The organism is Streptomyces sp. NPDC037126 (assembly GCF_055605965.1).
Map to the genome: position 1 here is coordinate 723287 of NZ_JBVJTD010000001.1, position 26809 is coordinate 750095.

Sequence of the window (26809 nt, forward strand, 5' to 3'; positions counted from 1 at the left end):
CGAAAGGGCAGTGAGCGTGGCCGGACCGACGACCGCCGAGCGCGGTGAACGCCAGCAGGAGTCGTCCGGCCCGCCGCTCGTCCGAGGGCTCACAAGACTGCGCCTTCGTACGATCGTCATCCTGGCCGTGGTCCTCGTGCTCCTCGGGGCCGGTTCCGTCTGGGTGTTGTACGGCTCCTCGTGGCTGCGCGTCACGCATGTCTCGGTGTCCGGCACGGGCGTGCTGACCCCGGCCGAGGTGCGGGACGCGGCCGCCGTGCCGGTCGGGGGGCCGATGGTCTCCGTCGACACGGACGCCGTCGAGGCCCGGCTGCGCCGCCGACTGCCCCGGATCGACACCGTCGACGTGGTCCGCGCCTGGCCCCATGGGATCGGACTGAAGGTGACCGAGCGGACCCCGGTGCTACTCGTCCGCAAGGGCGGGGACTTCACCGAAGTCGACCACGAAGGTGTCCGGTTCGCCACGGTTTCCCAGGCGCCGAAGGCCGTTCCCCTGCTGGAGTTGGCGGTTTCGCGCTCCGGTTCGGGGGCGGCGAGCTACCGCCGCTTCGGCACCGGCCGACTGGTGCGCGAGGCGGTCCGGGTCGCCGGTGATCTGCCGGACTCCGTCGCGAAGCTCACCCGGGCCGTCCGCGTCCGCTCCTTCGACGACATCTCGCTGGAGTTGGGCGACGGCCGCACGGTCGCATGGGGCAGCGGCGAGAACGGCCGCGCCAAGGCACGGACCCTCGCAGCTCTCATGAAAGCAGCTCCCGGTGCACGGCACTTCGACGTGAGTGTCCCCACCGCCCCTGCGTCATCGGGGAGTTGACGCACATCAGCGCAGGCCAGCACCCTGGTTGGGCACTGCTACGGCTGATCACATAGGGTGAAAAGAAAAACGGGAGGTTCGGCGTGTTCGTTGAACGGGCGCCACTTGTCGACTTAGTGTCCTGTTCAGAAGACTCCAGGGAACAGACACACTGGTAACCCTAAACTTCAGGGTTAGGGTTCGGGTCGGCGCTACGGACCGTCCCATTCGGCATCCGCCGTCCCCGCGCGGGGCACCGCACGTGAACGGCAACGTAATTCGAGGCGAGAGGCCTTCGACGTGGCAGCACCGCAGAACTACCTCGCAGTCATCAAGGTCATCGGTGTCGGCGGCGGTGGTGTCAATGCCATCAACCGGATGATCGAGGTCGGTCTCAAGGGCGTCGAGTTCATTGCCATCAACACCGACGCGCAGGCGCTGTTGATGAGCGACGCCGACGTCAAGCTCGACGTCGGCCGGGAACTCACCCGCGGACTCGGAGCCGGAGCCAACCCGGCCGTCGGCCGCAAGGCCGCCGAGGACCACCGCGAGGAGATCGAGGAGGTCCTCAAGGGGGCCGACATGGTCTTCGTGACGGCCGGTGAAGGCGGCGGCACGGGCACCGGCGGCGCACCCGTCGTGGCCAACATCGCGCGCTCCCTCGGCGCCCTCACCATCGGCGTGGTCACGCGCCCGTTCACCTTCGAGGGACGGCGCCGCGCGAACCAGGCCGAGGACGGCATCGCGGAACTGCGCGAAGAGGTCGACACCCTCATCGTCATCCCCAACGACCGGCTGCTGTCCATCTCGGACCGCCAGGTCTCGGTCCTGGACGCCTTCAAGTCCGCGGACCAGGTCCTGCTCTCCGGTGTCCAGGGCATCACCGACCTCATCACCACCCCGGGCCTGATCAACCTGGACTTCGCCGACGTGAAGTCGGTCATGTCCGAGGCCGGCTCGGCCCTGATGGGCATCGGCTCGGCCCGCGGCGACGACCGCGCGGTGGCCGCGGCCGAGATGGCGATCTCCTCGCCGCTCCTGGAGGCGTCCATCGACGGCGCCCGGGGCGTGCTGCTCTCCATCTCCGGCGGCTCCGACCTCGGCCTGTTCGAGATCAACGAGGCCGCCCAGCTGGTCAGCGAGGCCGCCCACCCCGAGGCCAACATCATCTTCGGCGCGGTCATCGACGACGCCCTCGGCGACGAGGTACGGGTGACCGTGATCGCGGCCGGCTTCGACGGCGGCCAGCCGCCGGCCCGCCGGGACAACGTGCTCGGCTCGGCCTCCACCTCCTCCGCGCCCCGCCGCGAGGAGCCCGCTCCGGCACGGCAGCCGGAGCCCAGCCGCCCGTCCTTCGGCTCGCTCGGCAGCGTGAAGCCGAAGGAGGAGCCGGAGCCGGCGCCCGAGCCGGTGGCCGACATCCCGGTCGCCCCGCCGGTGCCGCCGGCGCCGCGGCCCGCCTACTCGGACAGCGCGGCCGAGGAGCTGGACGTGCCGGACTTCCTCAAGTGATAGGACGACCCGACAGCGTGGGCGGCGCCCACTTCGCCTTCACCGACAGGTGGGGCGGGGTGAGCGCCGCTCCGTATGAGGAGCTCAACCTGGGCGGCGCGGTCGGCGACGCCCCGGAGGCCGTAAGGGCCAACCGGGATCTCGCCGCCAAGACGCTCGGCGTGGATCCCGACCTGGTCGTCTGGATGAACCAGGTGCACGGCGCGGACGTGGCCGTGGTGGACGAGCCGTCGGGCGAGCGCCCCGTGCCCGAGGTCGACGCCGTCGTCACCACCCGCCGCGGACTCGCCCTCGCCGTCCTCACCGCCGACTGCGTGCCGGTCCTGCTGGCCGACCCCGTCGCCGGGGTCGCCGCGGCGGCCCACGCGGGCCGGCCCGGCTTGGTCAAGGGGATCGTCCCCGCCGCCGTACGGGCCATGGTCGAACTCGGCGCCTCGGCGGACCGGATCGTCGCCCGCACCGGGCCGGCCGTCTGCGGCCGCTGCTACGAGGTGCCGGAGGCGATGCGCGCCGAGGTGGCGGCCGTCGAGCCCGCGGCGCACGCTGAAACGAGCTGGGGTACGCCGGCGGTCGACGTGAGCGCCGGAGTGCACGCCCAGCTCGCCCGGCTCGGGGTGTGCGACCGGGCGCAGTCACCGGTGTGCACGCTGGAGTCGGACGACCACTTCTCGTACCGCCGCGACCGCACCACCGGGCGGCTCGCGGGCTATGTGTGGCTGGACTGATGGGGCATGACGGACCGTAAGACCGAACTCGCCGCAAACCTGGCGAAAGTGGAGCAGCGCATCACCGACGCCTGCTTGGCGTCGGGGCGCAAGCGGGAGGAGGTGACCCTGATCGTGGTCACCAAGACCTATCCCGCGAGCGATGTGCGGATCCTGTCGGAACTCGGTGTGCTACATGTCGCCGAGAACCGCGACCAGGACGCCGCCCCCAAGGCCGCCGCCTGTGCCGATCTGCCGCTGAAATGGCACTTTGTCGGTCAGTTGCAGACCAACAAGGTCCGCTCCGTGGTCGGTTACGCCGATGTCGTGCAGTCAGTCGACCGCGACCGGCTCGTCACCGCGCTCTCGAAGGAGGCGGTGCGCGCCGGTCGCGAGGTGGGCTGCCTGATCCAGGTCGCGCTCGACGCGGATGCGAGCGGCCGCGGTGAGCGCGGGGGTGTGGCCCCCGGGGGAATCGAAGAGTTGGCCGACCTCGTCGCCGGGGCGCCGGGGCTGCGGCTCGACGGGCTGATGACCGTCGCCCCGCTCACCGGGGAGTACGCGGGACGCGAACGGGCCGCGTTCGAGCGGCTCATGGATTTGTCGACTGACCTGCGCCGAGCCCATCCGGCTGCAACCATGGTGTCCGCAGGGATGAGTGCGGACCTCGAACAGGCCGTGGCGGCCGGGGCGACACATGTGCGCGTCGGCACCGCGGTACTCGGCGTCCGCCCCAGGCTCGGGTAACGTCGCCAAGAAGTCGGACCACAGCAGAAAATATGGTCAGTACCCGCGAAGCGGGCACAACGACCACGTGGATCGCGGGCACTTGGCAGTCGTCAGCCGATCCACCACAGAGCGGAGGACTCAGAGAATGGCCGGCGCGATGCGCAAGATGGCGGTCTACCTCGGCCTCGTGGAGGACGATGGGTACGACGGCCGCGGATTCGACCCTGACGACGACTTCGAGCCCGAGCTGGACCCGGAGCTCGACCGGGATCACCGGCGACATGAATCGTCACACCAGTCGCATGGTGCACACCAGCCCCAAAGGGACGAAGAGGTACGAATCGTCCAACCGCCCGCGCCTCGGGAGCCGATGGCCCGTGCGACTTCGCTCGCCGCGGAATCGGGGCGCCCGGCGCGGATCGCGCCCGTGGCATCCATCACACAAGAACGCCAGTCCCTGGAGAAGAACGCACCGGTGATCATGCCCAAGGTCGTGTCGGAACGAGAGCCTTACCGGATCACCACGCTGCACCCGCGGACCTACAACGAGGCCCGTACCATCGGGGAACACTTCCGTGAGGGCACTCCGGTGATCATGAATCTGACTGAGATGGATGACACAGACGCGAAGCGACTTGTCGACTTTGCGGCCGGTTTGGTGTTTGGTCTTCACGGCAGCATCGAGCGGGTGACGCAGAAGGTGTTCCTGTTGTCTCCTGCTAACGTCGATGTCACGGCGGAGGACAAGGCCCGCATCGCAGAGGGCGGGTTCTTCAACCAGAGCTGAGACGCAGACCGGACCGAAGCCACGGACAGAGCACGGAACAGGGGAGAGGGAAACGCAGGCCATGAGCGTGTTCGCGCAGGTGATCTACATCGCGCTGATGGTGTTCCTCGTCGTGCTCATCTTCCGGCTGGTCATGGACTACGTCTTCCAGTTCGCCCGCTCATGGCAACCCGGCAAGGCGATGGTGGTCGTACTGGAGGCCACCTACACTGTCACCGATCCACCGCTGAAGCTTCTGCGGCGGTTCATCCCGCCGCTGCGTCTCGGGGGCGTGGCGCTCGACCTGTCCTTCTTCGTACTGATGATCATCGTCTACATTCTCATTGCCATCGTGCAGAACTTCGTGAGATGAGCCTGTGGACGACCCGGTCTTGCCGACTGCCGATGACTACGTTGAGGTGAAGAGATGCCGTTGACCCCCGAGGACGTGCGGAACAAGCAGTTCACGACCGTCCGCCTCCGAGAAGGCTATGACGAGGACGAGGTCGATGCCTTCCTCGACGAGGTCGAAGCCGAACTGACCCGTCTGCTCCGCGAGAACGAGGACCTGCGCGCCAAGCTGGCCGCCGCGACGCGTGCCGCTGCCCAGAACCAGCAGAACGCCCGGAAGCCTCCGGAGCAGGACCAGCAGCCCGGTATGCCCCAGCAGGGTATGCCCCAGCAGGGCATGCCGCAGCAGGGCATGCCGCAGCAGGGGATGCCGCAGCAGGGGATGCGAGGTCCCGGCGCTCCGGTGCCCGCCGGCATATCGGGCCCGCCGCAGCAGCAGATGGGTGGCCCCATGGGTGGCCCGCCCCAGCTGCCGAGCGGTGCCCCGCAGCTGCCCGCCGGTCCCGGTGGCCAGGGTGGCCCGCAGGGTCCCGGCCCGATGGGCCAGGGTCCGATGGGTCAGGGCCCCATGGGTGGTCAGCCGCCCATGCAGCAGCAGATGGGTGGCCCGATGGGCGGTCCCATGGGTGGTCCCATGGGCGGTCCGATGGGCGGCCCCGGTCAGGGCCCCGGTGGCGACAGCGCCGCCCGTGTCCTCTCGCTGGCCCAGCAGACCGCCGACCAGGCGATCGCCGAGGCCCGTTCCGAGGCCAACAAGATCGTCGGCGAGGCCCGCAGCCGCGCCGAGGGTCTGGAGCGTGACGCCCGGGCCAAGGCCGACGCCCTGGAGCGGGACGCGCAGGAGAAGCACCGTGTCGCGATGGGCTCCCTGGAGTCCGCCCGCGCCACGCTGGAGCGCAAGGTCGAGGACCTGCGGGGCTTCGAGCGCGAGTACCGCACGCGTCTGAAGTCGTACCTCGAGTCCCAGCTGCGTCAGCTGGAGACCCAGGCCGACGACTCCCTGGCCCCCCCGCGCACCCCGGCGACGGCTTCCCTGCCGCCGTCCCCGGCGCCCTCCATGGCCCCGGCCGGCGCGGGTGCCCCGTCCTACGGCGGCAACCAGACGATGGGCGGCTCGCCCGCTCCGTCCGCGCCGTCCTACGGCGGTCAGCAGCAGATGACCCCCGCGATGACCCAGCCCATGGCTCCGGTCCGCCCGCAGGGTCCGTCCCCGATGGGCCAGGCGCCCTCGCCGATGCGCGGGTTCCTGATCGACGAGGACGACAACTGACGGCCGCGTAATCCAGTACGACAAGGGCGTCGGCAGCGTTCAGGGCGGGACCCCGGACTTCGGTCCGGGGTCCCGCCCTTTTTACGCGTGTTGACGACGGTGTCGGCGTGCTGCCATGGAGTGACCGACATCGGTGAACACCGGCAGCGGACGGGCCGACGGGGAAACGGTCCGGTGCTGGGCGGCCGAGGCACGCGCACAGCTGACGTTGGCCGGCCGTGGCGGCGGGGGCCGTGGTGGAGGTCGATGCGGGGACGGTCACGGGCGGGGTCCACATCGGCTGGGACCCGGACCCCATGCTCCGGGGGGCCGGGACGCGGTGCCTGGCCGAGCGGCGGTTCGCGACCCCGTGCCGCGCCACCGGACGCTGCTCGACGACGCGATGACGGCGGCGATCGCCGCGATCCTGACGGCCAGGGGCTTCGTCCTCGGCGGGGGCCCCGACGACTCCTCGATCGGGGCGCTCTACGTGGTGCGGCCGCCGGACCGCCCGCTGCCGGCCTTGCCCGGCCTGGACGCGGCGAGCGCCGGATGAGCGGGGAAGGGCCCGGCCCCCGCACGGGGGCCGGGCCCTTCCCGACGCCGGCTACGCCTTGCGCAGGCGGAAGGTGAGGGACAGGCCCTCGTCCGTGAACGGCTCGCCGTAGCCGGCGTCGGCCTCGCCCTGGGCGAAGTCGGTCGACAGGACCTCCTCGGCGATCAGCCCGGTGTGCTCGGACAGGGCCGCGACCACCGCCGGGTCCGTGGAGGTCCAGCGCAGCGCGATCCGGTCGGCGACGTCCAGGCCGCTGTTCTTGCGGGCCTCCTGGATCAGGCGGATCGCGTCACGCGCGAGGCCCGCCTGCCGCAGCTCCTCGGTGATCTCCAGGTCCAGGGCCACCGTGGCGCCCGAGTCGGAGGCCACCGACCAGCCCTCGCGGGGCGTCTCCGTGATGATCACCTCGTCGGGAGCGAGCGTGACCGTCTCGCCGTCGACCTCCACCGAGGCCGTGCCCTCGCGCAGCGCCAGCGACAGCGCGGCCGCGTCCGCGTTCGCGACGGCCTTCGCCACGTCCTGGACCCGCTTGCCGAACCGCTTGCCCAGCGCACGGAAGTTGGCCTTGGCGGTCGTGTCCACCAGCGAGCCGCCGACCTCGGAGAGCGACGCCAGCGAGGAGACGTTCAGCTCCTCCGTGATCTGCGTGTGCAGCTCGCGGTCCAGGGTCTCGAAGCCCGTCGCGGCGATCAGCGCGCGGGACAGCGGCTGTCGGGTCTTGACGCCCGACTCCGCGCGCGTGGCGCGGCCGAGCTCCACCAGCCGGCGGACCAGGACCATCTGCCGGGACAGCTCCGGGTCGATCGAGCTGAGGTCCGCCTGCGGCCAGCCGGCCAGGTGCACGGACTCCGGCGCGCCCGGGGCGACCGGCACGACCAGGTCCTGCCACACCCGCTCGGTGATGAACGGGGTGATCGGGGCCATCAGCTTCGTGACCGTCTCCAGCACCTCGTGCAGGGTGCGCAGCGCGGCCTTGTCGCCCTGCCAGAAGCGGCGGCGCGAGCGGCGGACGTACCAGTTCGAGAGGTCGTCGACGAACGCGGACAGCAGCTTGCCGGCGCGCTGGGTGTCGTACGCCTCCAGGGACTGCGTCACCTGGTCGGTGAGCGCGTGCAGCTCGGACAGCAGCCAGCGGTCCAGCAGCGGGCGCTCGGCCGGTGCCGGGTCGGCCGCGCTCGGCGCCCACTGGGACGTACGGGCGTACAGCGCCTGGAAGGCGACCGTGTTCCAGTACGTCAGCAGGGTCTTGCGCACGACCTCCTGGATGGTGCCGTGGCCGACCCGGCGGGCCGCCCACGGGGAACCGCCGGCCGCCATGAACCAGCGCACCGCGTCCGCGCCGTGCTGGTCCATGAGCGGGATCGGCTGCAGGATGTTGCCCAGGTGCTTGGACATCTTGCGGCCGTCCTCGGCGAGGATGTGGCCGAGGCAGACCACGTTCTCGTACGACGACTTGTCGAACACCAGGGTGCCGACGGCCATCAGCGTGTAGAACCAGCCGCGGGTCTGGTCGATCGCCTCGGAGATGAACTGCGCCGGGTACCGGCTCTCGAACAGCTCCTTGTTCTTGTACGGGTAGCCCCACTGCGCGAACGGCATCGAGCCCGAGTCGTACCAGGCGTCGATGACCTCCGGGACGCGCGTGGCCGTGCTCCCGCAGCCCTCGTGCGGACAGGCGAAGGTGACCTCGTCGATGTACGGGCGGTGCGGGTCGAGGCCCGACTGGTCGGTGCCCGTCAGCGCGGACAGCTCCGCGCGGGAGCCGACGCAGGTGAGGTGGTCCTCCTCGCAGCGCCAGATCGGCAGCGGGGTGCCCCAGTAGCGGTTGCGGGAGAGCGCCCAGTCGATGTTGTTGTTCAGCCAGTCGCCGAACCGGCCGTGCTTGACCGTCTCCGGGAACCAGTTGGTGTTCTCGTTCTCCTGGATCAGCCGGTCCTTGACGGCCGTCGTGCGGATGTACCAGGAGGGCTGCGCGTAGTAGAGCAGCGCGGTGTGGCAGCGCCAGCAGTGCGGGTAGCTGTGCTCGTACGGAAGGTGCCGGAAGAGGAGGCCACGCTGCTGCAGGTCCTCGGTGAGCTTCTCGTCGGCCTTCTTGAAGAAGATGCCGCCGACGAGCGGCACGTCCTCCTCGAAGGTGCCGTCGGGGCGCACCGGGTTGACCACGGGCAGGCCGTAGGAGCGGCAGACCTTGAGGTCGTCCTCACCGAAGGCGGGGGACTGGTGGACCAGACCCGTGCCGTCCTCGGTGGTGACGTAGTCCGCGTTGACCACGTAGTGGGCGGGCTCCGGGAACTCGACGAGCTCGAACGGACGTTGGTAGGTCCAGCGCTCCATCTCGGCGCCGGTGAAGGTCTGCCCCGTGGTCTCCCAGCCCTCGCCGAGCGCCTTGGCGACGAGCGGCTCGGCGACGACGAGCTTCTCCTCGCCGTCGGTGGCGACGACGTAGGTGACCTCCGGGTGCGCGGCGACCGCCGTGTTGGACACCAGGGTCCAGGGGGTCGTCGTCCACACCAGGAGCGCGGCATCGCCCGCGAGCGGACCGGAGGTGAGCGGGAAACGGACGTACACGGACGGGTCGACGACCGTCTCGTAGCCCTGCGCCAGCTCGTGGTCGGACAGGCCGGTGCCGCAGCGGGGGCACCAGGGGGCGACGCGGTGGTCCTGGACGAGCAGGCCCTTGCCGAAGATCTCCTTCAGCGACCACCAGACCGACTCCACGTACTCGGGGTCCATGGTCCGGTAGGCGTCGTCCAGGTCGACCCAGTAGCCCATGCGGGTCGTCAGCTCGGCGAAGGCGTCGGTGTGCCGGGTCACCGACGCGCGGCACTTGGCGTTGAACTCGGCGATGCCGTACGCCTCGATGTCCTGCTTGCCGGAGAAGCCCAGCTCCTTCTCGACCGCCAGCTCCACGGGCAGGCCGTGGCAGTCCCAGCCGGCCTTGCGCGCCACGTGGTAGCCCCGCATGGTGCGGAAGCGGGGGAAGACGTCCTTGAAGACGCGCGCCTCGATGTGGTGGGCACCGGGCATGCCGTTGGCGGTGGGCGGGCCCTCGTAGAACACCCACTCCGGGCGGCCCTCGGACTGCTCCAGGCTCTTGGCGAAGATCTTCTGGTCGCGCCAGAAGTCGAGCACGGCGTGCTCAAGCGCGGGCAGGTCGACCTGGGCGGGCACCTGGCGGTACGTCGGCGCTGTCATCTGCGAGCATCCTCCAACGGACTTGCTGCCTTCCGTCGGAGGGACGAGAGCCTCCACGCCGTGTGCGGCGCGCTCCCGCGGTACCACCCTCCTTGGCCCGCCGCCGTGCCGTACACGCCGGTGAGCCCCCTCATTGGGGTCGCGAAGCCGGTTCTACCGGCCCTGGGCCTTCGGCACGGGGCTTTCTTCCGGCGGCTCCGGGGTGATCTTCACGTCGCGCTCACCCCCGGGCTCACACCGTCCCCGGGTCGCTCTGGGCTGCGTACGCCGCTACTCGTCCCCATCCACGCTTCTCGCTCCGCCCAGTGTACGGCGCCGTGCGGACAGCGGCCGACCGCTTTTCGGGGGTGCCGGCGGTGGTGGCGGGGAGCCGGGCGGGATGCCCCGAATGGCGAGGGTTCGGGCGCTCGCATCCCGGGATGCCGGGCTCGGCGGATTACCCGGCGGGGAGCTGGGCACAACGGATGCAGGCCCGCTGCGCGGGGGGTGCGGGCGGGCGAATCGGGCGGTGTGCCCCGTTGCCGCGGGACTCGAGTCGATTTATCGTCCCAGCACGATTCGCGAGCAAGATCACAATATGTGAAGGGGCCGCGGCCATGGTGGCGAAAAAGACCGCCGTACAGCAGCCGGCGACCGGCCGGGCCAGGGGCGCGGCCGTTTCCGGCGGTACGGCTGCCTCCGGTGGCGAGGCCGGAAGGGCGTCCGGGAAAGCGGCCGTCACGAACAGCACGCACGCGGGGGCCGCGTCCGCCGGACGGACCAGGCTGGTGAAGTCGGCTCGGGCGCGCGCGGGAGAGCCCCAGGGGGAGGAACACCGGGGCGGCACGAGGCGTTCCAGGGACACCGCGGAACGGGCCGGCCCGGAGCCGCCGCCGGACGAGACGGCGGCGGAGCCATCCCCGGGGAGGACCACGGCGGGGAAGGCGCCCTCGAAGGCCTCCGGGGCGTTCGGGGAGGCGCCCGCCGGGACGACGGCCACCGATGGCGGGGCCGCGGCGGGGAAGGCGGCCGGCACCACGGCCGCGACGAAGAAGGCCACGGCGAAGAAGACCGTGGCGAGGGAGGGGGACGCCAAGGCGGTGGCCCGCAGGGGTTCCGCCAAGAAGGGAGCCGTCGTGAAGCCGGTCGTGGAGCAGGCGGCTGACGCCGAGGAGGCCGCCGGGCACACGGCGGCGAAGAAGACCGCCGCCAAGAGGACGGCGGCCAAGAAGACGGCGGCGGTGAGGAAGACAGCGGCGGTGAAGAAGACGGCGGCCGGCGGCGGGCGCGCGGCCGCCGAGGGACCTGCCACGGCGCGGGATCAGAAGAGCACGGCCAAGAAAGCGGGCGCGGCGCGGGCCGCGAAGCAGACGGGAGCCACGACAGTGGTTGCGAAGAAGACTCCTGGCACGGCCACGGCGGAGACCGCCGTTCCCAAGGCGCGGATCGCCGCGGTGGAGCCCGGTGAGCTGGCGGTGCGCCCCGGCGAGGACCCCTGGACCGCGGAGGAGGTCGAGGAGGCCCGCGCGGAGCTGCAGTCCGAGATGGAGCGGCTGCGCGCGGAGATCAGCTCCTCCGAGGCGTCCCTAGTCGGCCTGATGCGCGACTCCGGCGACGGCGCGGGCGACGACCAGGCCGACACCGGCACCAAGAACATCACCCGCGAGCACGAGATGGCGCTGGCCGCCAACGCGCGCGAGATGCTGACCCAGACCGAGCGCGCCCTGGAGCGGCTGGACGCGGGCACCTACGGCCTGTGCGAGAACTGCGGCGACCCCATCGGCAAGGCCCGCATGCAGGCATTCCCCCGGGCCACCCTGTGCGTGGAGTGCAAGCAGAAGCAGGAACGCAGGTCCTGAGCCCGAGGGCCGTGCCGTAGTCTCGTCCTCAGTCAGGCACCTAGGTTGAGGGACTCACGTGGCAGAGGCGGAGCGCATCATCGGTACGCCGGACACCCCGGACGACGGCGGCGAGCGGACAGCGGCCGGAACGCCCGCGGGAGCCGCCGCGGCCGGCGCCGGCGAGGAGCAGGGCCCCGCGCAGCGGCGGACCGGCCGCGGGCGCCGGATCGCCGTGCTGTTCGCCGTGGCCGCGTTCGCGTACGCCCTCGACCTGATCAGCAAGACCCTGGTGGTCTCCAAGCTGGAGGGCCGCACGCCGATCAAGCTCGTCGGGGACCTGCTGGAGCTGCACGCCATCCGCAACCCGGGCGCCGCCTTCGGCTTCGGCGCGGCCTTCACCGTGATCTTCACGGTGATCGCCGCCGCGGTGATCGTGGTGATCATGCGGCTGGCCCGCAAGCTCTACAGCTTCCCCTGGGCGATCGCGCTCGGCCTGCTGCTCGGCGGCGCGCTCGGCAACCTCACCGACCGCATCTTCCGGGCGCCCGGCGTCTTCGAGGGCGAGGTCGTGGACTTCATCGCGCCCAAGGGCTTCGCGGTGTTCAACCTCGCCGACTCGGCGATCGTGTGCGGCGGCATCCTGATCGTGCTGCTGTCCTTCCGGGGCCTGGACCCGGACGGCACCGTCCACAAGGACTGAGCCCGGGCCGGAGTTGTCCACAGCCTCGTACCGTGGCCCTCGGCCCGTCCGGCATACTCGACGGGTGAGCACGATTCCCGAGATCCGTACCCTGCCCGTGCCCGACGGCCTGGAGGGCGAGCGTGTCGACGCCGCCATCTCCCGCATGTTCGGCTTCTCCCGCACGAAGGCGGCCGAGCTGGCCGCGGCCGGCAAGGTCCAGGTCGACGGCGCGGTGGTCGGCAAGTCCGAGCGGGTGAGCGGCGGCGCCTGGCTGGAGGTCGAGATGCCGCAGGCGCCCGCCCCGGTGCAGGTGGTCGCCGAGCCGGTCGAGGGCATGGAGATCGTGCACGACGACGATGACGTGGTCGTGATCGTCAAGCCGGTCGGTGTGGCCGCGCACCCCTCGCCGGGCTGGTCCGGGCCGACCGTCATCGGTGGTCTCGCCGCCGCCGGCTACCGGATCTCCACCTCGGGCGCGGCCGAGCGCCAGGGCATCGTGCACCGCCTCGACGTCGGCACCTCCGGCCTGATGGCGGTCGCCAAGTCCGAACGCGCGTACACCTCGCTCAAGCGCCAGTTCAAGGAGCGCACCGTCGACAAGCGCTACCACACGCTGGTCCAGGGACACCCGGACCCGACGAGCGGCACCATCGACGCCCCGATCGGCCGCCACCCGAACCACGACTACAAGTGGGCGGTCACCGCCGAGGGCAAGCCCTCCGTGACCCACTACGACCTCATCGAGGCCTTCCGCGCCGCCTCCCTGCTGGACGTGAAACTGGAGACCGGCCGCACACACCAGATCCGCGTCCACATGTCCGCCCACCGCCACCCCTGCGTCGGCGACCTCACGTACGGCGCCGACCCCACCCTGGCCAAGCGGCTGCGCCTGACCCGCCAGTGGCTGCACGCCGTGCGGCTCGGCTTCGAGCACCCCGCGGACGGACGCTGGGTGGAGTTCGCCAGCGACTACCCCGAGGACCTGCAGAAGGCCCTCGACCAGGTCCGCGAGGAGACCTACGGGTGAGCGCCGCGTACACCGTCCGGGTCGCCGCGGACGCCGCCGACCGCGAGGCCTGCTTCGCGGTCCGCAAGGAGGTCTTCGTCGTCGAGCAGGGCGTGGACGAGGACATCGAGTACGACGCCTACGACGCCGTCGCCGTGCACGTGCTGGCGGTCCGCGCGGACGGTGTGGCGCTCGGCACCGGCCGGCTGCTGTCCGGCGAGGCGGCCGCCGCCAAGACCGGCGGGGACGCGGCGGTGGGCTCGCTGGGGCGGCTCGCCGTCTCCCGCGAGGCACGCGGGCTCGGCGTCGGCGCCGCCCTCGTGCGGGCCGTCGAGGACGCGGCACGCGCGCACGGCCTCACCGCGGTGGACCTGCACGCGCAGACCCAGGCGCTGGGCTTCTACGAGCGCCTCGGCTACGAGGCCTACGGCCCGGAGTTCCCGGACGCGGGCATACCCCACCGGGCGATGCGCCGGGCCCTGTAGCGGCCCGCGAAAGGCCCGGTGAGCGGGGGTACGCCGGACCGGCGGGCCGAGGCCGCCGGAACGGCCGGTGCGTGGGCGGCGTGGCAGGCTTGAGGCCTGCCGTGTGATCGTCGACTCCCGGAGCGCCGGCCGTGGATCAGTTGGCTTTGCTGTTCGCCCTGCTGCTGGGGGCCCTGGTGAGCGTCCCGGTGGGGGACCGCTTCGGGGTGCCGGCGCCGGTGCTGATGACGCTGTTCGGCGGGGTCCTCGCGGTGGCCGACTTCGTGCCCAACGTGGACATCCCGCCTGAGCTGATCCTGCCCGGACTGCTGCCGCCGCTGCTCTACGCCGCCGTGCGGCGGACCTCCTGGCGGCAGTTCGCGGCCAACAAGCGCCCGATCTTCCTCCTGGCCGTCGCGCTGGTGTTCGTGACGACGGTGTGCGTGGCGTTCGTGGCCAACGCGATCGTGCCCGGGCTGCCGATCGCCGCCGCCGTGGCGCTCGGCGCCCTGATCGCCCCGCCCGACCCGGTCGCCGCGACCAGCGTCGCCGGACAGCTCGGGCTGCCGCGCCGCCTGGTGTCGATCCTGGAGGGCGAGGGGCTCTTCAACGACGTGACGGCCATCGTGCTCTACCACGTGGCGATCGCCGCCGTCGTGAGCGGCACCTTCTCGGCCTGGCACGCCGGTCTCGCGCTGGTGCTGTCCGCCGTCGTCGCGGTGGCCGTGGGACTGGTGCTGGGCTGGGGCGCGAACCGGCTGATGGACCTGCTGGGCGATCCGACCCTCCAGATCGGCATGACCCTGCTGGTGCCGTACGCCTCCTACGTGCTCGCGGAGAAGCTGGGCGGGTCCGGTGTGCTCGCCGTGCTCACCACGGCCCTGTTCCTCGCGGAGTACGCCACGGGCGCCGACGACGTGATGACCCGGCTGGCCGGGCACACCTTCTGGGACATCATCGACACCCTCGTCACGGGCGTCGCCTTCGGGCTGATCGGCCTGGAGCTGCACAACGCCATCCGCACGGCGAGCGGGCGGTGGGGCGAACTGCTCGGCTGGGCGGCCGCCGTCGTGGGCGTGGTGGTCGTCGTACGGCTGCTGTGGCTGCTGCCGGCGACCTGGCTGACCAAGCGGCTGCACGCCCGCCTGGACCTGGACGAGGAGATCCCGACGAGCTGGCGGGAGACCGTCGTGATGTGGTGGTCCGGAATGCGCGGGGTGGCCTCGGTGGCGCTGGCGCTGGCCATCCCGCTGCGGACCGACGACGGGTCGCCCTTCCCGGACCGGGACGAGATCGTCTTCATCGCCTTCGGGGTGATCATCGCGACGCTGGTGCTCCAGGGACTGACCCTGCCGTGGCTGGTGAGGCGGCTCGGGGTGCAGGCCGACTCCGAGCGCGAGAAGGAGGTCGAGAAGGAGCTGGCGGTGCGGGCGGCGAAGGCGGCGAAACGCCGGCTGCGGGAGATCGAGCAGGTGGAGGACCTGCCCGAGGAGCTGTCCGAGCAGATGCTGCGGCAGGCCTTCGACATCGGGATCCGGATCAGCCCCGACATGGGGGAGGAGGAGCGCAGGGAGGCCCAGCACCAGCGGGCGCGGCGGCTCAAGCGGATCCGGCGCATCCAGGGCGAGATGCTGAGCGCGGCACGGCACGCGGTGCTGGCCGCGCGGAGCGAGCCGGGGGCGGACCCGGAGATCGTGGACCGGGTGCTCAGACATCTCGATGTGCGCAGCCTGCGGTAGACGTCCACAGGCCGGGCCCCTGGGAGTCCCGCGGTCATACGATCAGCCCGCCTCTGTGGACAACCGCAAGCGGTGTCCGCGGCAGGCTCCTACGCTCGGATCATGACTCGGAACATCGTGATCAGTGGTGGCGGTACGGGCATCGGGCTGGCGACGGCGCGGGCCTTCGCCGCGGACGGGGACCGGGTGCTGCTGCTCGGGCGGCGCGCCGAGGTGCTGGAGAAGGCGGGCGTGCCGGGGGCGCTCACCCACGCGGCGGACCTGACCGAACCCGGTGACGTGCGGGGCGTCGCCCGCTTCGTCGCCCAGGAGTTCGGCACGGTCGACGTGCTCGTGCACAGCGCGGGCGGCTCGGGGGGACTTGAGCCCCCGGCGGACAGCGACGACCCGCTCGACCGGGTGGCCCACGCCTGGACGACCGGCTTCCGGCTCAACACCCTCACCGCCGCACTCCTCACCGAGGCCCTCAAGGAGCGGCTCGCCGAGCCCGGCGGAAGAGTGCTCTTCCTTAGCTCCATCGCCGCACACCGGGGCTCGGGCAGCGGCGCCTACGCGGCGGCCAAGGCCGCGCTGCACCCCTACGCCCACGACCTGGCCCGCCAGCTGGGGCCCCGCGGCATCACCGTGAACGTGGTCGCGCCCGGGTACGTCGAGGACACCGAGTTCTTCGGCGGGGCGATGTCCGAGGAGCGGCGGCGGCAGCTCATCGCCGAGACCTCCACCGGCCGGGCCGGCAGACCGGGCGATGTGGCGGCGACCCTGCACTGGCTGGCCTCGCCCGCCGCCGCGCACATCACTTCACAGGTGATCCAGGTCAACGGGGGCGCCGAACGCGGCCACTGACCCGCGGCCGGTCAGCGGCGGCCGGAGCGCGGGAAGTCGTAGGCCTTGCGCAGGAAGTCGCTGTCCGGGGACGGCACGCGGTACGGCGGCAGCACGGCGTCCGAGGTGTTGACCCGGGGCAGCGCGTAGGGGTGCTCCGCGGACAGCCAGGTGATCATCTGCTCGCGGACCGCCACCCGCACCGTCCAGATGTCGTCCGAGTCCTTCGCGGTCATCAGCGCGCGCACCTGGATGGTGTTCGGCGTGGTGTCGGTCACCACCAGGCTGTAGGCGCGGCCGTCCCAGGCCGGGCACTGGCGCAGAATGTCACGCAGCTTCTCGCGCATCGCCTCCAGGGGCGCGCTGTGGTCGAGATGCCAGTAGACGATGCCGGTCATCTGCGGGGTGCCCCGCGACCAGTTCTCGAAGGGCTTGGAGGTGAAGTACGACACCGGCATGGTGATGCGGCGCTCGTCCCACGTCCGCACCGTCAGAAAGGTCAGGGTGATCTCCTCGACCGTGCCCCACTCGCCGTCCACGACGACCGTGTCGCCGATGCGCACCATGTCGCCGAAGGCGATCTGCAGCCCCGCGAACATGTTCGACAGCGTCGACTGGGCGGCCACACCGGCCACGATGCCGAGGACGCCGGCGGAGGCCAGCAGGGAGGCGCCGGCCGCGCGCATCGCCGGGAAGGTCAGCAGCATCGAGGCCGCCGCGACCACGCCGACGATCGCCGACACGACGCGCATGATCAGCGTCACCTGGGTGCGCACCCGCCGGACCCGCGCCGCATCGTGGTGGACGCGCGCGTAGCGGCTGTACGAGGTCTCGACGACCGCCGCCGCGATCCGGATCACCAGCCAGGCCGCCGCCCCGATCAGCACCAGGGTCAGCGTCCGTCCGACGCCGACCCGGTGTTCCTGGAGCAGCTGCGCCTGGTCGTAGGAGCCTCTGAGCAGGGCGGCGCAGAGCACCAGCTGGTAGGGGATGCGCGCGCGCCGCAGGCGATCCCACAGGGGGGTCTCGCTGTGGCGCGCGTCGGCCTTGCGCAACAGCAGGTCCGTGGCCCAGCCGACCAGTACGGTCAGGAACACGGACCCGCCGATCACGATCACGGGACGGATCACGGTCTCCATGCCTTCGAACGTAACCGGGTTCCGCGGACCCTGAACATGTGACTTCGGCTACGGCGTGGGTAGTGCCTCGGTGCGGCCGGGGCACTCCCTGCTGGCACCATGGCCTCATGAACATCATGCTCTTTCACTCGGCCTACGGACTCCGCCCCGCGGTGCTCGAGGCCGCGGACCGGCTGCGCGCGGCGGGCCACGAGGTGTGGACGCCGGACCTCTTCGAGGGGCACACCTTCGAGACCGTCGAGGAGGGCATGGAGTTCAAGGAGCGGCTCGGCAAGGAGGAGCTGCTGAAGCGGGCCGTGCTGGCGGCGGCGCCGTACTCGGAGCGGGGCCTGGTGTACGCCGGTTTCTCGCTCGGCGCCTCCATCGCGCAGACCCTCGCCCTCGGCGACGACAAGGCGCGCGGGCTGCTGCTCCTGCACGGCACGTCGGACGTGGCGCCGAACGCGCACGTGGACGAGCTGCCGGTGCAGCTGCACGTGGCCGAGCCTGACCCGTTCGAGACGGACGACTGGCTGAGCGCCTGGTACCTGCAGATGGGCCGCGCGGGCGCCGACGTGGAGGTCTACCGGTACCGCGGGGCCGGTCACCTGTACACCGACCCCGAACTGCCGGACCACGATGCCGAGGCCGCCGAGGCCACCTGGCGGGTGGCGCTCGGCTTCCTCGAGTCGCTGTGACGAACGGCTACACCGGGTCGTAGGTCCGCTCGACCTTCTGGGTGCCGCTGCGGGTGCGGTACGAGCGCTCCCAGTGGGCGGTGGCGTCGGCGGCGGTGCGGTCGGACAGCACGTAGTAGTCCATCTGCGCGCGGTCGGCGGTGATGTCCAGGACGCCGAAGCCGTGCCGGTCGGTGTCCACCCAGTGGACGTGCCGGTTGGCGGCCTCGATGAGCGGCGCGGCGACCACGGAGACCGTGCCCTCGGGGACCTTCACGATGTCGTCGAGGTTGTCGGAGGTCACCGAGGTGATCACGAACTCGGTGGCCGCCGACGGCGACAGCGGGTAGGTGCCCGCGTCCACCGGCACGTCGTTGGCCCAGGACATGTGGATGTCACCGGTCAGGAAGACGGTGTTGCCGATGCCGTTCGCGCGCAGGTGGTCGAGGAGCTCGCGGCGGTCGTGGGTGTAGCCGTCCCACTGGTCGGTGTTGAGACCGACGCCGCCCTGCGGCAGGTCGAGCAGCTTGGCGAGCGGCTTGAGCAGGTCGGCGGTGAGCGAGCCGATGACGAACGGCGCGATCATCACGGAGTTGCCGACCAGCCGCCACTTGGTGTCGGAGGCCTTCAGTCCCGCCTTCAGCCAGTCGAGCTGCGCCCGGCCGGTGATGGTGCGGCCGGGGTCGTCGACCGAGCCGCTGGTGCCGGACACCTGCTGCGAGCGGAAGGAGCGCAGATCCAGCAGTGACAGATCGGCGAGCTTGCCGAAGCGCAGCCGCCGGTAGGTGGTGCCGGTGATCGCGGGGCGGACCGGCATCCACTCGAAGTAGGCCTGCTTGGCGGCCGCCTTGCGGGCGGTCCAGGTGCCCTCGGCGCCCTCGGTGTGGTTGACCGCGCCGCCCGACCAGGCGTTGTCGGCGAACTCGTGGTCGTCCCAGATCGCGATGACCGGCGCCTTCAGGTGCAGGGCCTGCAGATCGGGGTCGGTCTTGTACTTGGCGTGCCGGATCCGGTAGTCGGCGAGCGTGATGATCTCGTTGGTGGGGGCGTGCTGCCGTACGACCGTGCCCCGGGCCGCGTACTCGCCGGACTTGTACTCGTAGATGTAGTCGCCGAGGTGCAGCCAGGCGTCCAGGTCGCTGCGCGCGGCGAGGTGGCGGTAGGCGGAGAAGTAGCCGGCCTCCCAGTTGGCGCAGGTGACCACGCCGAAGCGCAGGCCGGTCACGTTCGCGTCCGCGGCGGGCGCGGTGCGGGTGCGGGCCACCGCGGTGTCGGCGCCGCCGGCCGAGAAGCGGAACCAGTAGTCGGTGGCCGGGGCCAGGCCGCGGACGTCGGCCTTCACGGTGTGGTCGGAGGCGGCGGTCGCGGTGGTGGTGCCCTTGGCGATGATGTTCGTCAGCGCCTTGTCCGTGGCGACGACCCAGCTCACCTCGGTGTCCGGGCCGATCCCGGAGCCGGGTATGGCGTCGGGGGCCGGGGTCACGCGGGTCCACAGCAGGACGCCGTCGGGCAGCGGGTCACCGGAGGCGACGCCGTGCAGGAAGACGGGAGTGTCCGCGGCGGCTCGGGCCGGCAGGGCGGCGGCGAGGGGGCCGGCCAGGACAGCGGCCGCCGCCGCGGCCTTGACGACCGTACGGCGGCGTGGAGTGGGGGAGTTGAGGCCCTGGGACGCCTCGGCTCGTCTGTATCGACTGGTCACGGCCGATCAGACTACTGACGTAGTTACTGATCGGTATCCGCAAGAGCGGGCGAACTCCGAATGTTCGCCCGCTCTTCACGTGAAGGCCTGATTCCGGTCCGTCAGCCCTTGAGGGCCGCGTCCACCACCCTGTTGAAGTCGGCCACGGTCAGCAGCGGGGTGCCGCCGTTGAGCTGCTTGCCGTCCATGACGAAGCCCGGGGTGCCGGTCACGCCGTCCTTGTTGTCGTCGAAGGTCTTCGACATGTGCATCGCCCAGGCGTCGTAGGTGCCCTTCTTGACCGCGTCCTGGAACTTCGCGTTGTTCTTCAGCGCGGGGACGGTGTCCGCGACCTGGATGAGGTAGCTGTCGTCCTTGAACTTGTCGACCGTCTCGTCCGGGTGCCACTTCGCCGAGTACAGCGCGGACTTGTACTCGAGGAACGCCTCGGGGCTGACGTTCAGCGCGGCGCCCAGGGCGCTGAGCGCGTTCTTCGAGCCCACACCGTTGTCGTGGCTGTCGATGAACGTGGCGCCGACGTACTGGAACTTGAACTTGCCGGAGTCGATGTCCTGCTTGACCGTCGAGCCGACGGTCTGCTCGAACTGGGCGCAGACGGGGCAGCGCGGGTCCTCGTAGATCTTGAGGGTCTTCTTGGCGCTGTCCTTGCCTATGACGACCGTGGTGCCGTCCGTGCCGGTGGTGTTGGCCGGCGCGACGACCTTGGCGGTCTTCATGCCCTCCCAGTAGCTGGGCTTGTTGGCCTGGACGACGGCGTAGCCGATGCCGCCGGCCGCGGCCAGTACGACCACGACCGAGGCGGCGACGATGAGCTGCCGCCTGGTCTTGGCGCGCTTGGCCTGGCGCTCGCGCTCCTCGCGCAGCCGCTCCCGGGCCGCCGTCTTCGACGTCTGGTTGTTCCGCTTGCTCATGATGGGTGATCTCCGTGTGGGACGCGCACATGCCGTACGCGGGATACGTGTGGGGGACTCGGTCTGCTCGGGCCCCGCCGCTCAGCAGGCGGCGAGAGCGGGGGAGCAGGGCGGTCCGCGCCGTCCCAGGGAGTGCACGAGGAGCCGGTCGCGGGCGGCGCCCGGCCGGGAGGCCGGGTGGGGCAGCCGGCGGGCGGGGGCGGACCGTACGGCGACCGCGGCGACGGCGAGCAGCAGCGGCCGGAAGGTGGTGGCGGAGACCGCGCGCAGCAGCTGGGTCAGCGCCCGCTCGCCCCGGCCCAGCCAGGCGGCGGCCATCAGCCCGACGGCGATGTGGGCGGCCAGCAGCAGCCAGGCGGTGGCCGGGCTCGCGTGGGCGAGCGGCGCTCCGGTGCGGCCGGAGGCGCCGGTCATCTGGGCCAGCGAGGTGCCGACCGCACCGCCCCGGCACAGCACGTCGAAGCCGACCGCGTGCAGCGGGCCCGCGATCGGGCCGCCCGCCCGGCCGTAGCAGGCGTTCTGGCCGGTGGTGAACACCGTGTCGGCGGCCAGCTCCAGCGGGATCAGCAGGGCCGCGATCGGGCCGAAGCCGCGCTCGCGGCCCGCCGGCCCGTAGGCGGTGAGGAACACTCCGGCGGCGACCGCCGCCACGGTCCCGGCCGGCAGTGCGGCGCGGGACAGCAGCACGTGCGACGCGGTGCTGAGCGTCACGACGAAGGCCGTGAACAGCGCCGCGCGCACGGCTCTGAGCTGGGTCCCGGAGAAGTCCATAGCGATAGCAGAGTGTGTCACGTATCGGCGTAGGGGTCCCCTAAAGGATGACGGTGAAGGCGCGAAGGTCACAGCCCCGGGATCCGGCCGTTGCGGAACAGGTCCACGAAGATCTGGTGGTCCGCACGCGCGCGTGCGCCGTAGCCGTGCGCGAAGTCCACCAGGACCGGCGCGAAGCCCTCCTCGTCGGCCGCGATGGCTGCGTCGATGGCCCGCTCGGTGGAGAACGGGACCAGGGACTCTCCGGACTGGTCGTCCGCCGCCGCGTGCATGGCGGCCGTGGCACGGCCCAGGTCGGCCACGACCAGCGCGATCTCCTCCGGGTCGTCGATGTCGCCCCAGCCCAGGTCGACCGCGTACGGCGAGACCTCGGCGACCAGCTGGCCCGCGCCGTCCAGCTCGGTCCAGCCCAGCCACGGGTCGGCGTGCGCCTGCAGGGCGCGCTGGGAGATCACCGTGCGGTGGCCCTCGTGCTCGAAGTACCCGGCGATGGCCGGGTCCGTGATGTGCCGGGAGACGGCCGGGGTCTGGGCCTGCTTGATGTAGATCACGACATCGTTCTCCAGGGCGTCGCTGAGGCCCTCCAGGAGGATGTTGTACGACGGCAGGCCGGCCGAGCCGATGCCGATGCCCCGGCGGCCCACGACGTCCTTGACCCGGTAGGAGTCCGGGCGGGCCAGGGAGGAGTCCGGCAGGGTCTCCAGGTAGCCGTCGAAGGCCGCGAGGATCTTGTAGCGGGTGGCCGCGTCCAGCTCGACGGAGCCGCCGCCCGGTGCGAACCGGCGCTCGAAGTCGCGGATCTCCGTCATCGAGTCCAGCAGCTCGAAGCGGGTGAGCGAGCGGGCGTCGCGCAGCGCGTCGAGGAGCGGACCCTGCGCGGTGTCCAGGGTGAACGGCGGCACCTCGTCGCTCTTGGCGCCGGTGGCCAGGGCGTGGATGCGCTCGCGGTAGGCGGCCGCGTAGACCGTCACCAGTTCGGTGATCTGCTCGTCGCTCAGCGCCTTCGCGTAGCCGAGGAGCGCGACGGAGGCGGAGAAGCGCTTCAGGTCCCAGGTGAAGGGGCCTACGTAGGCCTCGTCGAAGTCGTTGACGTTGAAGACCAGGCGGCCGTTGGAGTCCATGTACGTGCCGAAGTTCTCCGCGTGCAGATCGCCGTGGATCCACACGCGCGAGGTGCGGTCGTCCAGGTACGGGCCGCCCCGCTTCTCGGCGTCCAGGTCGTGGTAGAAGAGGCACGCCGTCCCCCGGTAGAAGGCGAAGGCGGAGGCCGCCATCTTGCGGAACTTCACCCGGAAAGCGGACGGGTCCGCGGCCAGGAGCCGGCCGAAGGCGGTGTCGAAGACGGCGAGGATCTCCTCGCCGCGCTGCTCGTCGTTGAGCTGGGGGACCGACATCGCGGGGTGCCTCCTGGTGCGGGAGTGGTGCATGGATGTGCATCAATGGGTACGACAGCGCTTCCGCCGTCTCCAACGGGCGACGCCACGCGGGAGTGCCCGGTTCCCGCATGAAGGTACGCAGCCGGAGCCCGCGGGTGTCAGTGCCGGGGCATAGACTTCAACGCTGTCCCCCGGACTGTCCGCAGCCGGTCGGAAGATCGTCGACGCCCGTCCGTTCGCCGCCCGGCCACCGCCCCCGACGGGGGGCCACGCTCCGCACCCGTCTGATCTTGGAGGCTCGAACCGTGTCAAAGCCGCCGTTCACGCACCTGCACGTCCACACCCAGTACTCGCTGCTGGACGGTGCCGCGCGGCTCAAGGACATGTTCGACGCCTGCAACGAGATGGGCATGACGCACATCGCCATGTCCGACCACGGCAACCTCCACGGGGCGTACGACTTCTTCCACTCCGCGAAGAAGGCCGGGGTCACCCCGATCATCGGGATCGAGGCGTACGTCGCCCCCGAGTCCCGGCGCAACAAGCGCAAGATCCAGTGGGGCCAGCCGCACCAGAAGCGCGACGACGTCTCCGGCTCCGGCGGTTACACCCACAAGACGATGTGGGCGGTGAACAGCACCGGACTGCACAACCTCTTCCGGCTCTCCTCCGACGCCTACGCCGAGGGCTGGCTGCAGAAGTGGCCCCGGATGGACAAGGAGACCATCGCCCAGTGGTCCGAGGGCGTCGTCGCCTCCACCGGCTGCCCCTCCGGCGAGCTCCAGACCCGGCTGCGCCTCGGCCAGTACGACGAGGCCCTGAAGGCCGCCGCCGACTACCAGGACATCTTCGGCAAGGACCGCTACTTCCTGGAGCTGATGGACCACGGCATCGACATCGAGCACCGGGTCCGCGACGGCCTGCTGGAGATCGGCAAGAAGCTCGGCATCCCCCCGCTGGTCACCAACGACTCGCACTACACATACGCGCACGAGGCGGGCGCCCACGACGCCCTGCTGTGCATCCAGACCGGCAAGAACCTCTCCGACCCGGACCGCTTCAAGTTCGACGGCACCGGCTACTACCTGAAGTCCACGGACGAGATGTACGCCATCGACTCCTCGGACGCGTGGCAGGAGGGCTGCGCCAACACGCTCCTCGTCGCCGAGATGGTGGACACCACCGGCATGTTCGAGAAGCGCGACCTCATGCCCAAGTTCGACATCCCCGAGGGCTACACCGAGGTCACCTGGTTCAAGGAGGAGGTGCGCCGCGGCATGGAGCGCCGCTTCCCGGGCGGCATCCCCGAGGACCGCCAGAAGCAGGCGGACTACGAGATGGACGTCATCATCTCGATGGGCTTCCCCGGCTACTTCCTCGTCGTCGCCGACTTCATCATGTGGGCCAAGAACAACGGCATCGCCGTCGGCCCCGGCCGAGGCTCCGCGGCCGGTTCGATCGTCGCCTACGCCATGGGCATCACCGACCTCGACCCGATCCCGCACGGCCTGATCTTCGAGCGGTTCCTCAACCCCGAGCGCATCTCGATGCCCGATGTCGACATCGACTTCGACGAGCGCCGGCGCGTCGAGGTCATCAGGTACGTGACGGAGAAGTACGGCGCCGACAAGGTCGCCATGATCGGCACCTACGGCAAGATCAAGGCCAAGAACGCGATCAAGGACTCCGCGCGCGTGCTGGGCTACCCGTACGCAATGGGCGACCGGCTCACCAAGGCGATGCCCGCCGACGTCCTCGGCAAGGGCATCGACCTGAACGGCATCACCGACCCCTCGCACCCGCGCTACAGCGAGGCGGGCGAGATCCGCGGGATGTACGAGAACGAGCCGGACGTGAAGAAGGTCATCGACACCGCCAAGGGCGTCGAGGGCCTGGTCCGGCAGATGGGCGTGCACGCCGCCGGCGTGATCATGTCCAGCGAGACCATCACCGAGCACGTGCCCGTCTGGGTCCGGCACACCGACGGTGTGACCATCACGCAGTGGGACTACCCGAGCTGTGAGTCGCTCGGCCTGCTGAAGATGGACTTCCTGGGTCTGCGCAACCTCACGATCATGGACGACGCGGTCAAGATGGTGAAGGCCAACAAGGGCCTCGACATCGACCTGCTCTCCCTGCCGCTCGACGACCCGACGACCTTCGAGCTGCTCCAGCGCGGCGACACCCTCGGCGTCTTCCAGTTCGACGGCGGTCCCATGCGCTCGCTGCTGCGGCTGATGAAGCCGGACAACTTCGAAGACATCTCCGCCGTGTCGGCCCTGTACCGCCCGGGCCCGATGGGCATGGACTCGCACACCAACTACGCGCTGCGCAAGAACAAGCTCCAGGAGATCACCCCGATCCACAAGGAGCTGGAAGAGCCCCTGGAAGAGGTCCTCGCCGTCACCTACGGCCTGATCGTCTACCAGGAGCAGGTGCAGAAGGCCGCCCAGATCATCGCGGGCTACTCGCTCGGCGAGGCCGACATCCTCCGCCGCGTGATGGGCAAGAAGAAGCCCGACGAACTGGCCAAGAACTTCACGATCTTCCAGGCGGGCGCCCAGAAGAACGGCTACAGTGACGAGGCCATCCAGGCCCTGTGGGACGTGCTGGTCCCCTTCGCCGGCTATGCGTTCAACAAGGCGCACTCCGCCGCGTACGGCCTGGTCTCGTACTGGACCGCCTACCTCAAGGCGAACTACCCCGCCGAGTACATGGCCGCGCTGCTGACCTCCGTCAAGGACGACAAGGACAAGTCGGCGGTCTACCTCAACGAGTGCCGCCGCATGGGCATCAAGGTGCTCCCGCCGAACGTCAACGAGTCCGAGTCCAACTTCGCCGCCCAGGGCGACGACGTGATCCTCTTCGGCCTCTCCGCCGTCCGTAACGTCGGTACGAACGTCGTCGAGTCGATCATCAAGTGCCGCAAGGCCAAGGGGAAGTACGCCTCCTTCCCGGACTACCTCGACAAGGTCGACGCGGTGGTCTGCAACAAACGCACCACCGAGTCGCTGATCAAGGCCGGCGCCTTCGACGAGATGGGCCACACCCGCAAGGGGCTCACCGCGCAGTACGAGCCGATGATCGACAACGTGGTCGCGGTCAAGCGCAAGGAGGCCGAGGGGCAGTTCGACCTCTTCGGCGGCATGGGCGAGGAGGCCAGTAGCGAGCCCGGCTTCGGACTCGACGTGCAGTTCACCGACGAGGAGTGGGACAAGACCTATCTGCTCGCCCAGGAGCGGGAGATGCTCGGTCTGTACGTCTCCGACCACCCGCTCTTCGGCCTGGAGCACGTGCTGTCCGACAAGGCCGACGCGGGCATCGCTCAGCTCACCGGCGGCGAGCACGCCGACGGCGCGGTCGTCACCATCGGCGGCATCATCTCGGGCCTGCAGCGCAAGATGACCAAGCAGGGCAACGCCTGGGCGATCGCCACCGTGGAGGACCTCGCGGGCTCCATCGAGTGCATGTTCTTCCCGGCCACCTACCAGCTGGTGTCCACCCAACTCGTCGAGGACGCCGTGGTGTTCGTCAAGGGACGCCTCGACAAGCGCGAGGACGTGCCCCGGCTCGTCGCCATGGAGCTGATGGTCCCGGACCTGTCCAACGCGGGCACCAACGCGCCGGTGATCCTCACCATCCCGGCCACCAGGGTCACTCCGCCCATGGTCAGCCGCCTCGGTGAGATCCTCAGCCATCACAAGGGCGACAGCGAGGTCCGCATCAAGCTGCAGGGTCCGCGCAAGACCACCGTGCTGCGCCTGGACCGGCACCGGGTCAAGCCCGACCCGGCGCTCTTCGGCGACTTGAAGGTGCTGCTCGGCCCGTCCTGCCTGGCGGGCTGACCCCGGCACGGACGAAGGGGCGCACCC

At 70.8% G+C, this 26809-nt stretch carries 22 protein-coding genes; 16 read left to right on the forward strand and 6 right to left on the reverse strand.

Annotation, left to right across the window (positions count from 1 at the left end; genetic code table 11):
- The first annotated feature begins 16 nt into the window (after positions 1-16).
- The 8 genes from ACZ7FF_RS03295 to ACZ7FF_RS03330 all read left to right on the forward strand — a co-directional run bounded on the left by ACZ7FF_RS03295 (position 17) and on the right by ACZ7FF_RS03330 (position 6657).
- A complete protein-coding gene (locus ACZ7FF_RS03295) occupies positions 17-811 on the forward strand; it encodes a cell division protein FtsQ/DivIB (RefSeq protein ID WP_470809038.1) in 795 nt (264 codons plus the stop codon).
- Between the two features lie 279 nt (positions 812-1090).
- Positions 1091-2302, forward strand: a complete 1212-nt coding sequence (ftsZ, locus tag ACZ7FF_RS03300) for a cell division protein FtsZ (protein WP_470809040.1) — start codon at positions 1091-1093, stop codon at positions 2300-2302.
- Positions 2299-3027, forward strand: a complete 729-nt coding sequence (gene pgeF, locus ACZ7FF_RS03305) for a peptidoglycan editing factor PgeF (protein WP_470809042.1) — start codon at positions 2299-2301, stop codon at positions 3025-3027. Before ftsZ ends, pgeF begins: the two co-directional genes overlap by 4 nt.
- Before the next feature lie 6 nt (positions 3028-3033).
- Positions 3034-3753 (forward strand): YggS family pyridoxal phosphate-dependent enzyme, encoded by a 720-nt coding sequence (locus ACZ7FF_RS03310; protein ID WP_470809044.1) that lies wholly within the window; start codon positions 3034-3036, stop codon positions 3751-3753.
- Between the two features lie 127 nt (positions 3754-3880).
- Complete coding sequence (locus tag ACZ7FF_RS03315) at positions 3881-4522, forward strand: cell division protein SepF (RefSeq protein ID WP_470809045.1); 642 nt, start codon at positions 3881-3883, stop codon at positions 4520-4522.
- 61 nt (positions 4523-4583) lie between these two features.
- Positions 4584-4874 (forward strand): YggT family protein, encoded by a 291-nt coding sequence (locus ACZ7FF_RS03320; RefSeq protein ID WP_285553895.1) that lies wholly within the window; start codon positions 4584-4586, stop codon positions 4872-4874.
- 54 nt (positions 4875-4928) lie between these two features.
- A complete protein-coding gene (locus tag ACZ7FF_RS03325; RefSeq protein WP_470809048.1) occupies positions 4929-6122 on the forward strand; it encodes a DivIVA domain-containing protein in 1194 nt (397 codons plus the stop codon).
- Positions 6123-6471: 349 nt separating this feature from the next.
- Positions 6472-6657, forward strand: a complete 186-nt coding sequence (locus tag ACZ7FF_RS03330) for a hypothetical protein (protein WP_470809050.1) — start codon at positions 6472-6474, stop codon at positions 6655-6657.
- Between the two features lie 51 nt (positions 6658-6708).
- On the opposite strand, the gene ileS is transcribed toward ACZ7FF_RS03330, so the two are convergent.
- Positions 6709-9852, reverse strand: a complete 3144-nt coding sequence (ileS, locus tag ACZ7FF_RS03335) for an isoleucine--tRNA ligase (RefSeq protein WP_470809051.1) — start codon at positions 9850-9852, stop codon at positions 6709-6711.
- 596 nt (positions 9853-10448) lie between these two features.
- Here ileS and ACZ7FF_RS03340 point away from each other — a divergent pair.
- The 6 genes from ACZ7FF_RS03340 to ACZ7FF_RS03365 all read left to right on the forward strand — a co-directional run bounded on the left by ACZ7FF_RS03340 (position 10449) and on the right by ACZ7FF_RS03365 (position 16406).
- Entirely contained in the window at positions 10449-11690 is a 1242-nt protein-coding gene (locus ACZ7FF_RS03340; protein WP_470809053.1) for a TraR/DksA family transcriptional regulator, read from the forward strand.
- A 58-nt stretch (positions 11691-11748) separates the two neighbouring features.
- Positions 11749-12372 (forward strand): signal peptidase II, encoded by a 624-nt coding sequence (gene lspA, locus ACZ7FF_RS03345; protein ID WP_470809054.1) that lies wholly within the window; start codon positions 11749-11751, stop codon positions 12370-12372.
- 64 nt (positions 12373-12436) lie between these two features.
- The gene (locus ACZ7FF_RS03350) at positions 12437-13381 is read left to right on the forward strand and encodes an RluA family pseudouridine synthase (RefSeq protein ID WP_470809055.1); all 945 of its coding nucleotides are present in this window, start codon (positions 12437-12439) and stop codon (positions 13379-13381) included.
- On the forward strand, positions 13378-13845 hold the full coding sequence (locus ACZ7FF_RS03355; protein WP_470809057.1) for a GNAT family N-acetyltransferase: 468 nt from the start codon (positions 13378-13380) through the stop codon (positions 13843-13845). The genes ACZ7FF_RS03350 and ACZ7FF_RS03355 overlap by 4 nt, the downstream gene beginning before the upstream one ends.
- 131 nt (positions 13846-13976) lie before the next feature.
- Entirely contained in the window at positions 13977-15563 is a 1587-nt protein-coding gene (locus tag ACZ7FF_RS03360) for a Na+/H+ antiporter (protein WP_470809058.1), read from the forward strand.
- A 102-nt stretch (positions 15564-15665) separates the two neighbouring features.
- Positions 15666-16406, forward strand: coding sequence for an SDR family NAD(P)-dependent oxidoreductase (locus ACZ7FF_RS03365; protein ID WP_470809060.1), 741 nt, complete (start codon positions 15666-15668; stop codon positions 16404-16406).
- A gap of 11 nt (positions 16407-16417) precedes the next feature.
- Here the strand turns inward: ACZ7FF_RS03365 and ACZ7FF_RS03370 are convergent, their stop codons facing one another.
- A complete protein-coding gene (locus ACZ7FF_RS03370) occupies positions 16418-17524 on the reverse strand; it encodes a mechanosensitive ion channel family protein (protein WP_470809061.1) in 1107 nt (368 codons plus the stop codon).
- A 107-nt stretch (positions 17525-17631) separates the two neighbouring features.
- Between ACZ7FF_RS03370 and ACZ7FF_RS03375 the strand changes: the two genes are divergently transcribed.
- Positions 17632-18201, forward strand: a complete 570-nt coding sequence (locus ACZ7FF_RS03375) for a dienelactone hydrolase family protein (RefSeq protein ID WP_470809062.1) — start codon at positions 17632-17634, stop codon at positions 18199-18201.
- Between the two features lie 7 nt (positions 18202-18208).
- Here ACZ7FF_RS03375 and ACZ7FF_RS03380 read toward each other — a convergent pair whose 3' ends face one another.
- The 4 genes from ACZ7FF_RS03380 to ACZ7FF_RS03395 form a co-directional block, all read right to left on the reverse strand.
- Complete coding sequence (locus ACZ7FF_RS03380) at positions 18209-19879, reverse strand: alkaline phosphatase D family protein (protein ID WP_470809064.1); 1671 nt, start codon at positions 19877-19879, stop codon at positions 18209-18211.
- A 101-nt stretch (positions 19880-19980) separates the two neighbouring features.
- On the reverse strand, positions 19981-20790 hold the full coding sequence (locus tag ACZ7FF_RS03385; RefSeq protein ID WP_470809065.1) for a thioredoxin domain-containing protein: 810 nt from the start codon (positions 20788-20790) through the stop codon (positions 19981-19983).
- Between the two features lie 81 nt (positions 20791-20871).
- Entirely contained in the window at positions 20872-21561 is a 690-nt protein-coding gene (locus ACZ7FF_RS03390; RefSeq protein ID WP_470809066.1) for a hypothetical protein, read from the reverse strand.
- Positions 21562-21629: 68 nt separating this feature from the next.
- Positions 21630-22955 carry a DUF2252 domain-containing protein gene (locus ACZ7FF_RS03395; RefSeq protein ID WP_470809067.1) on the reverse strand — a complete coding sequence of 442 codons (1326 nt, stop codon included), beginning with the start codon at positions 22953-22955 and terminating at the stop codon, positions 21630-21632.
- Positions 22956-23242: 287 nt separating this feature from the next.
- Here ACZ7FF_RS03395 and dnaE point away from each other — a divergent pair, with 287 nt between their 5' ends.
- Positions 23243-26782, forward strand: a complete 3540-nt coding sequence (gene dnaE / locus ACZ7FF_RS03400; RefSeq protein WP_470809068.1) for a DNA polymerase III subunit alpha — start codon at positions 23243-23245, stop codon at positions 26780-26782.
- Positions 26783-26809 lie beyond the last annotated feature (27 nt).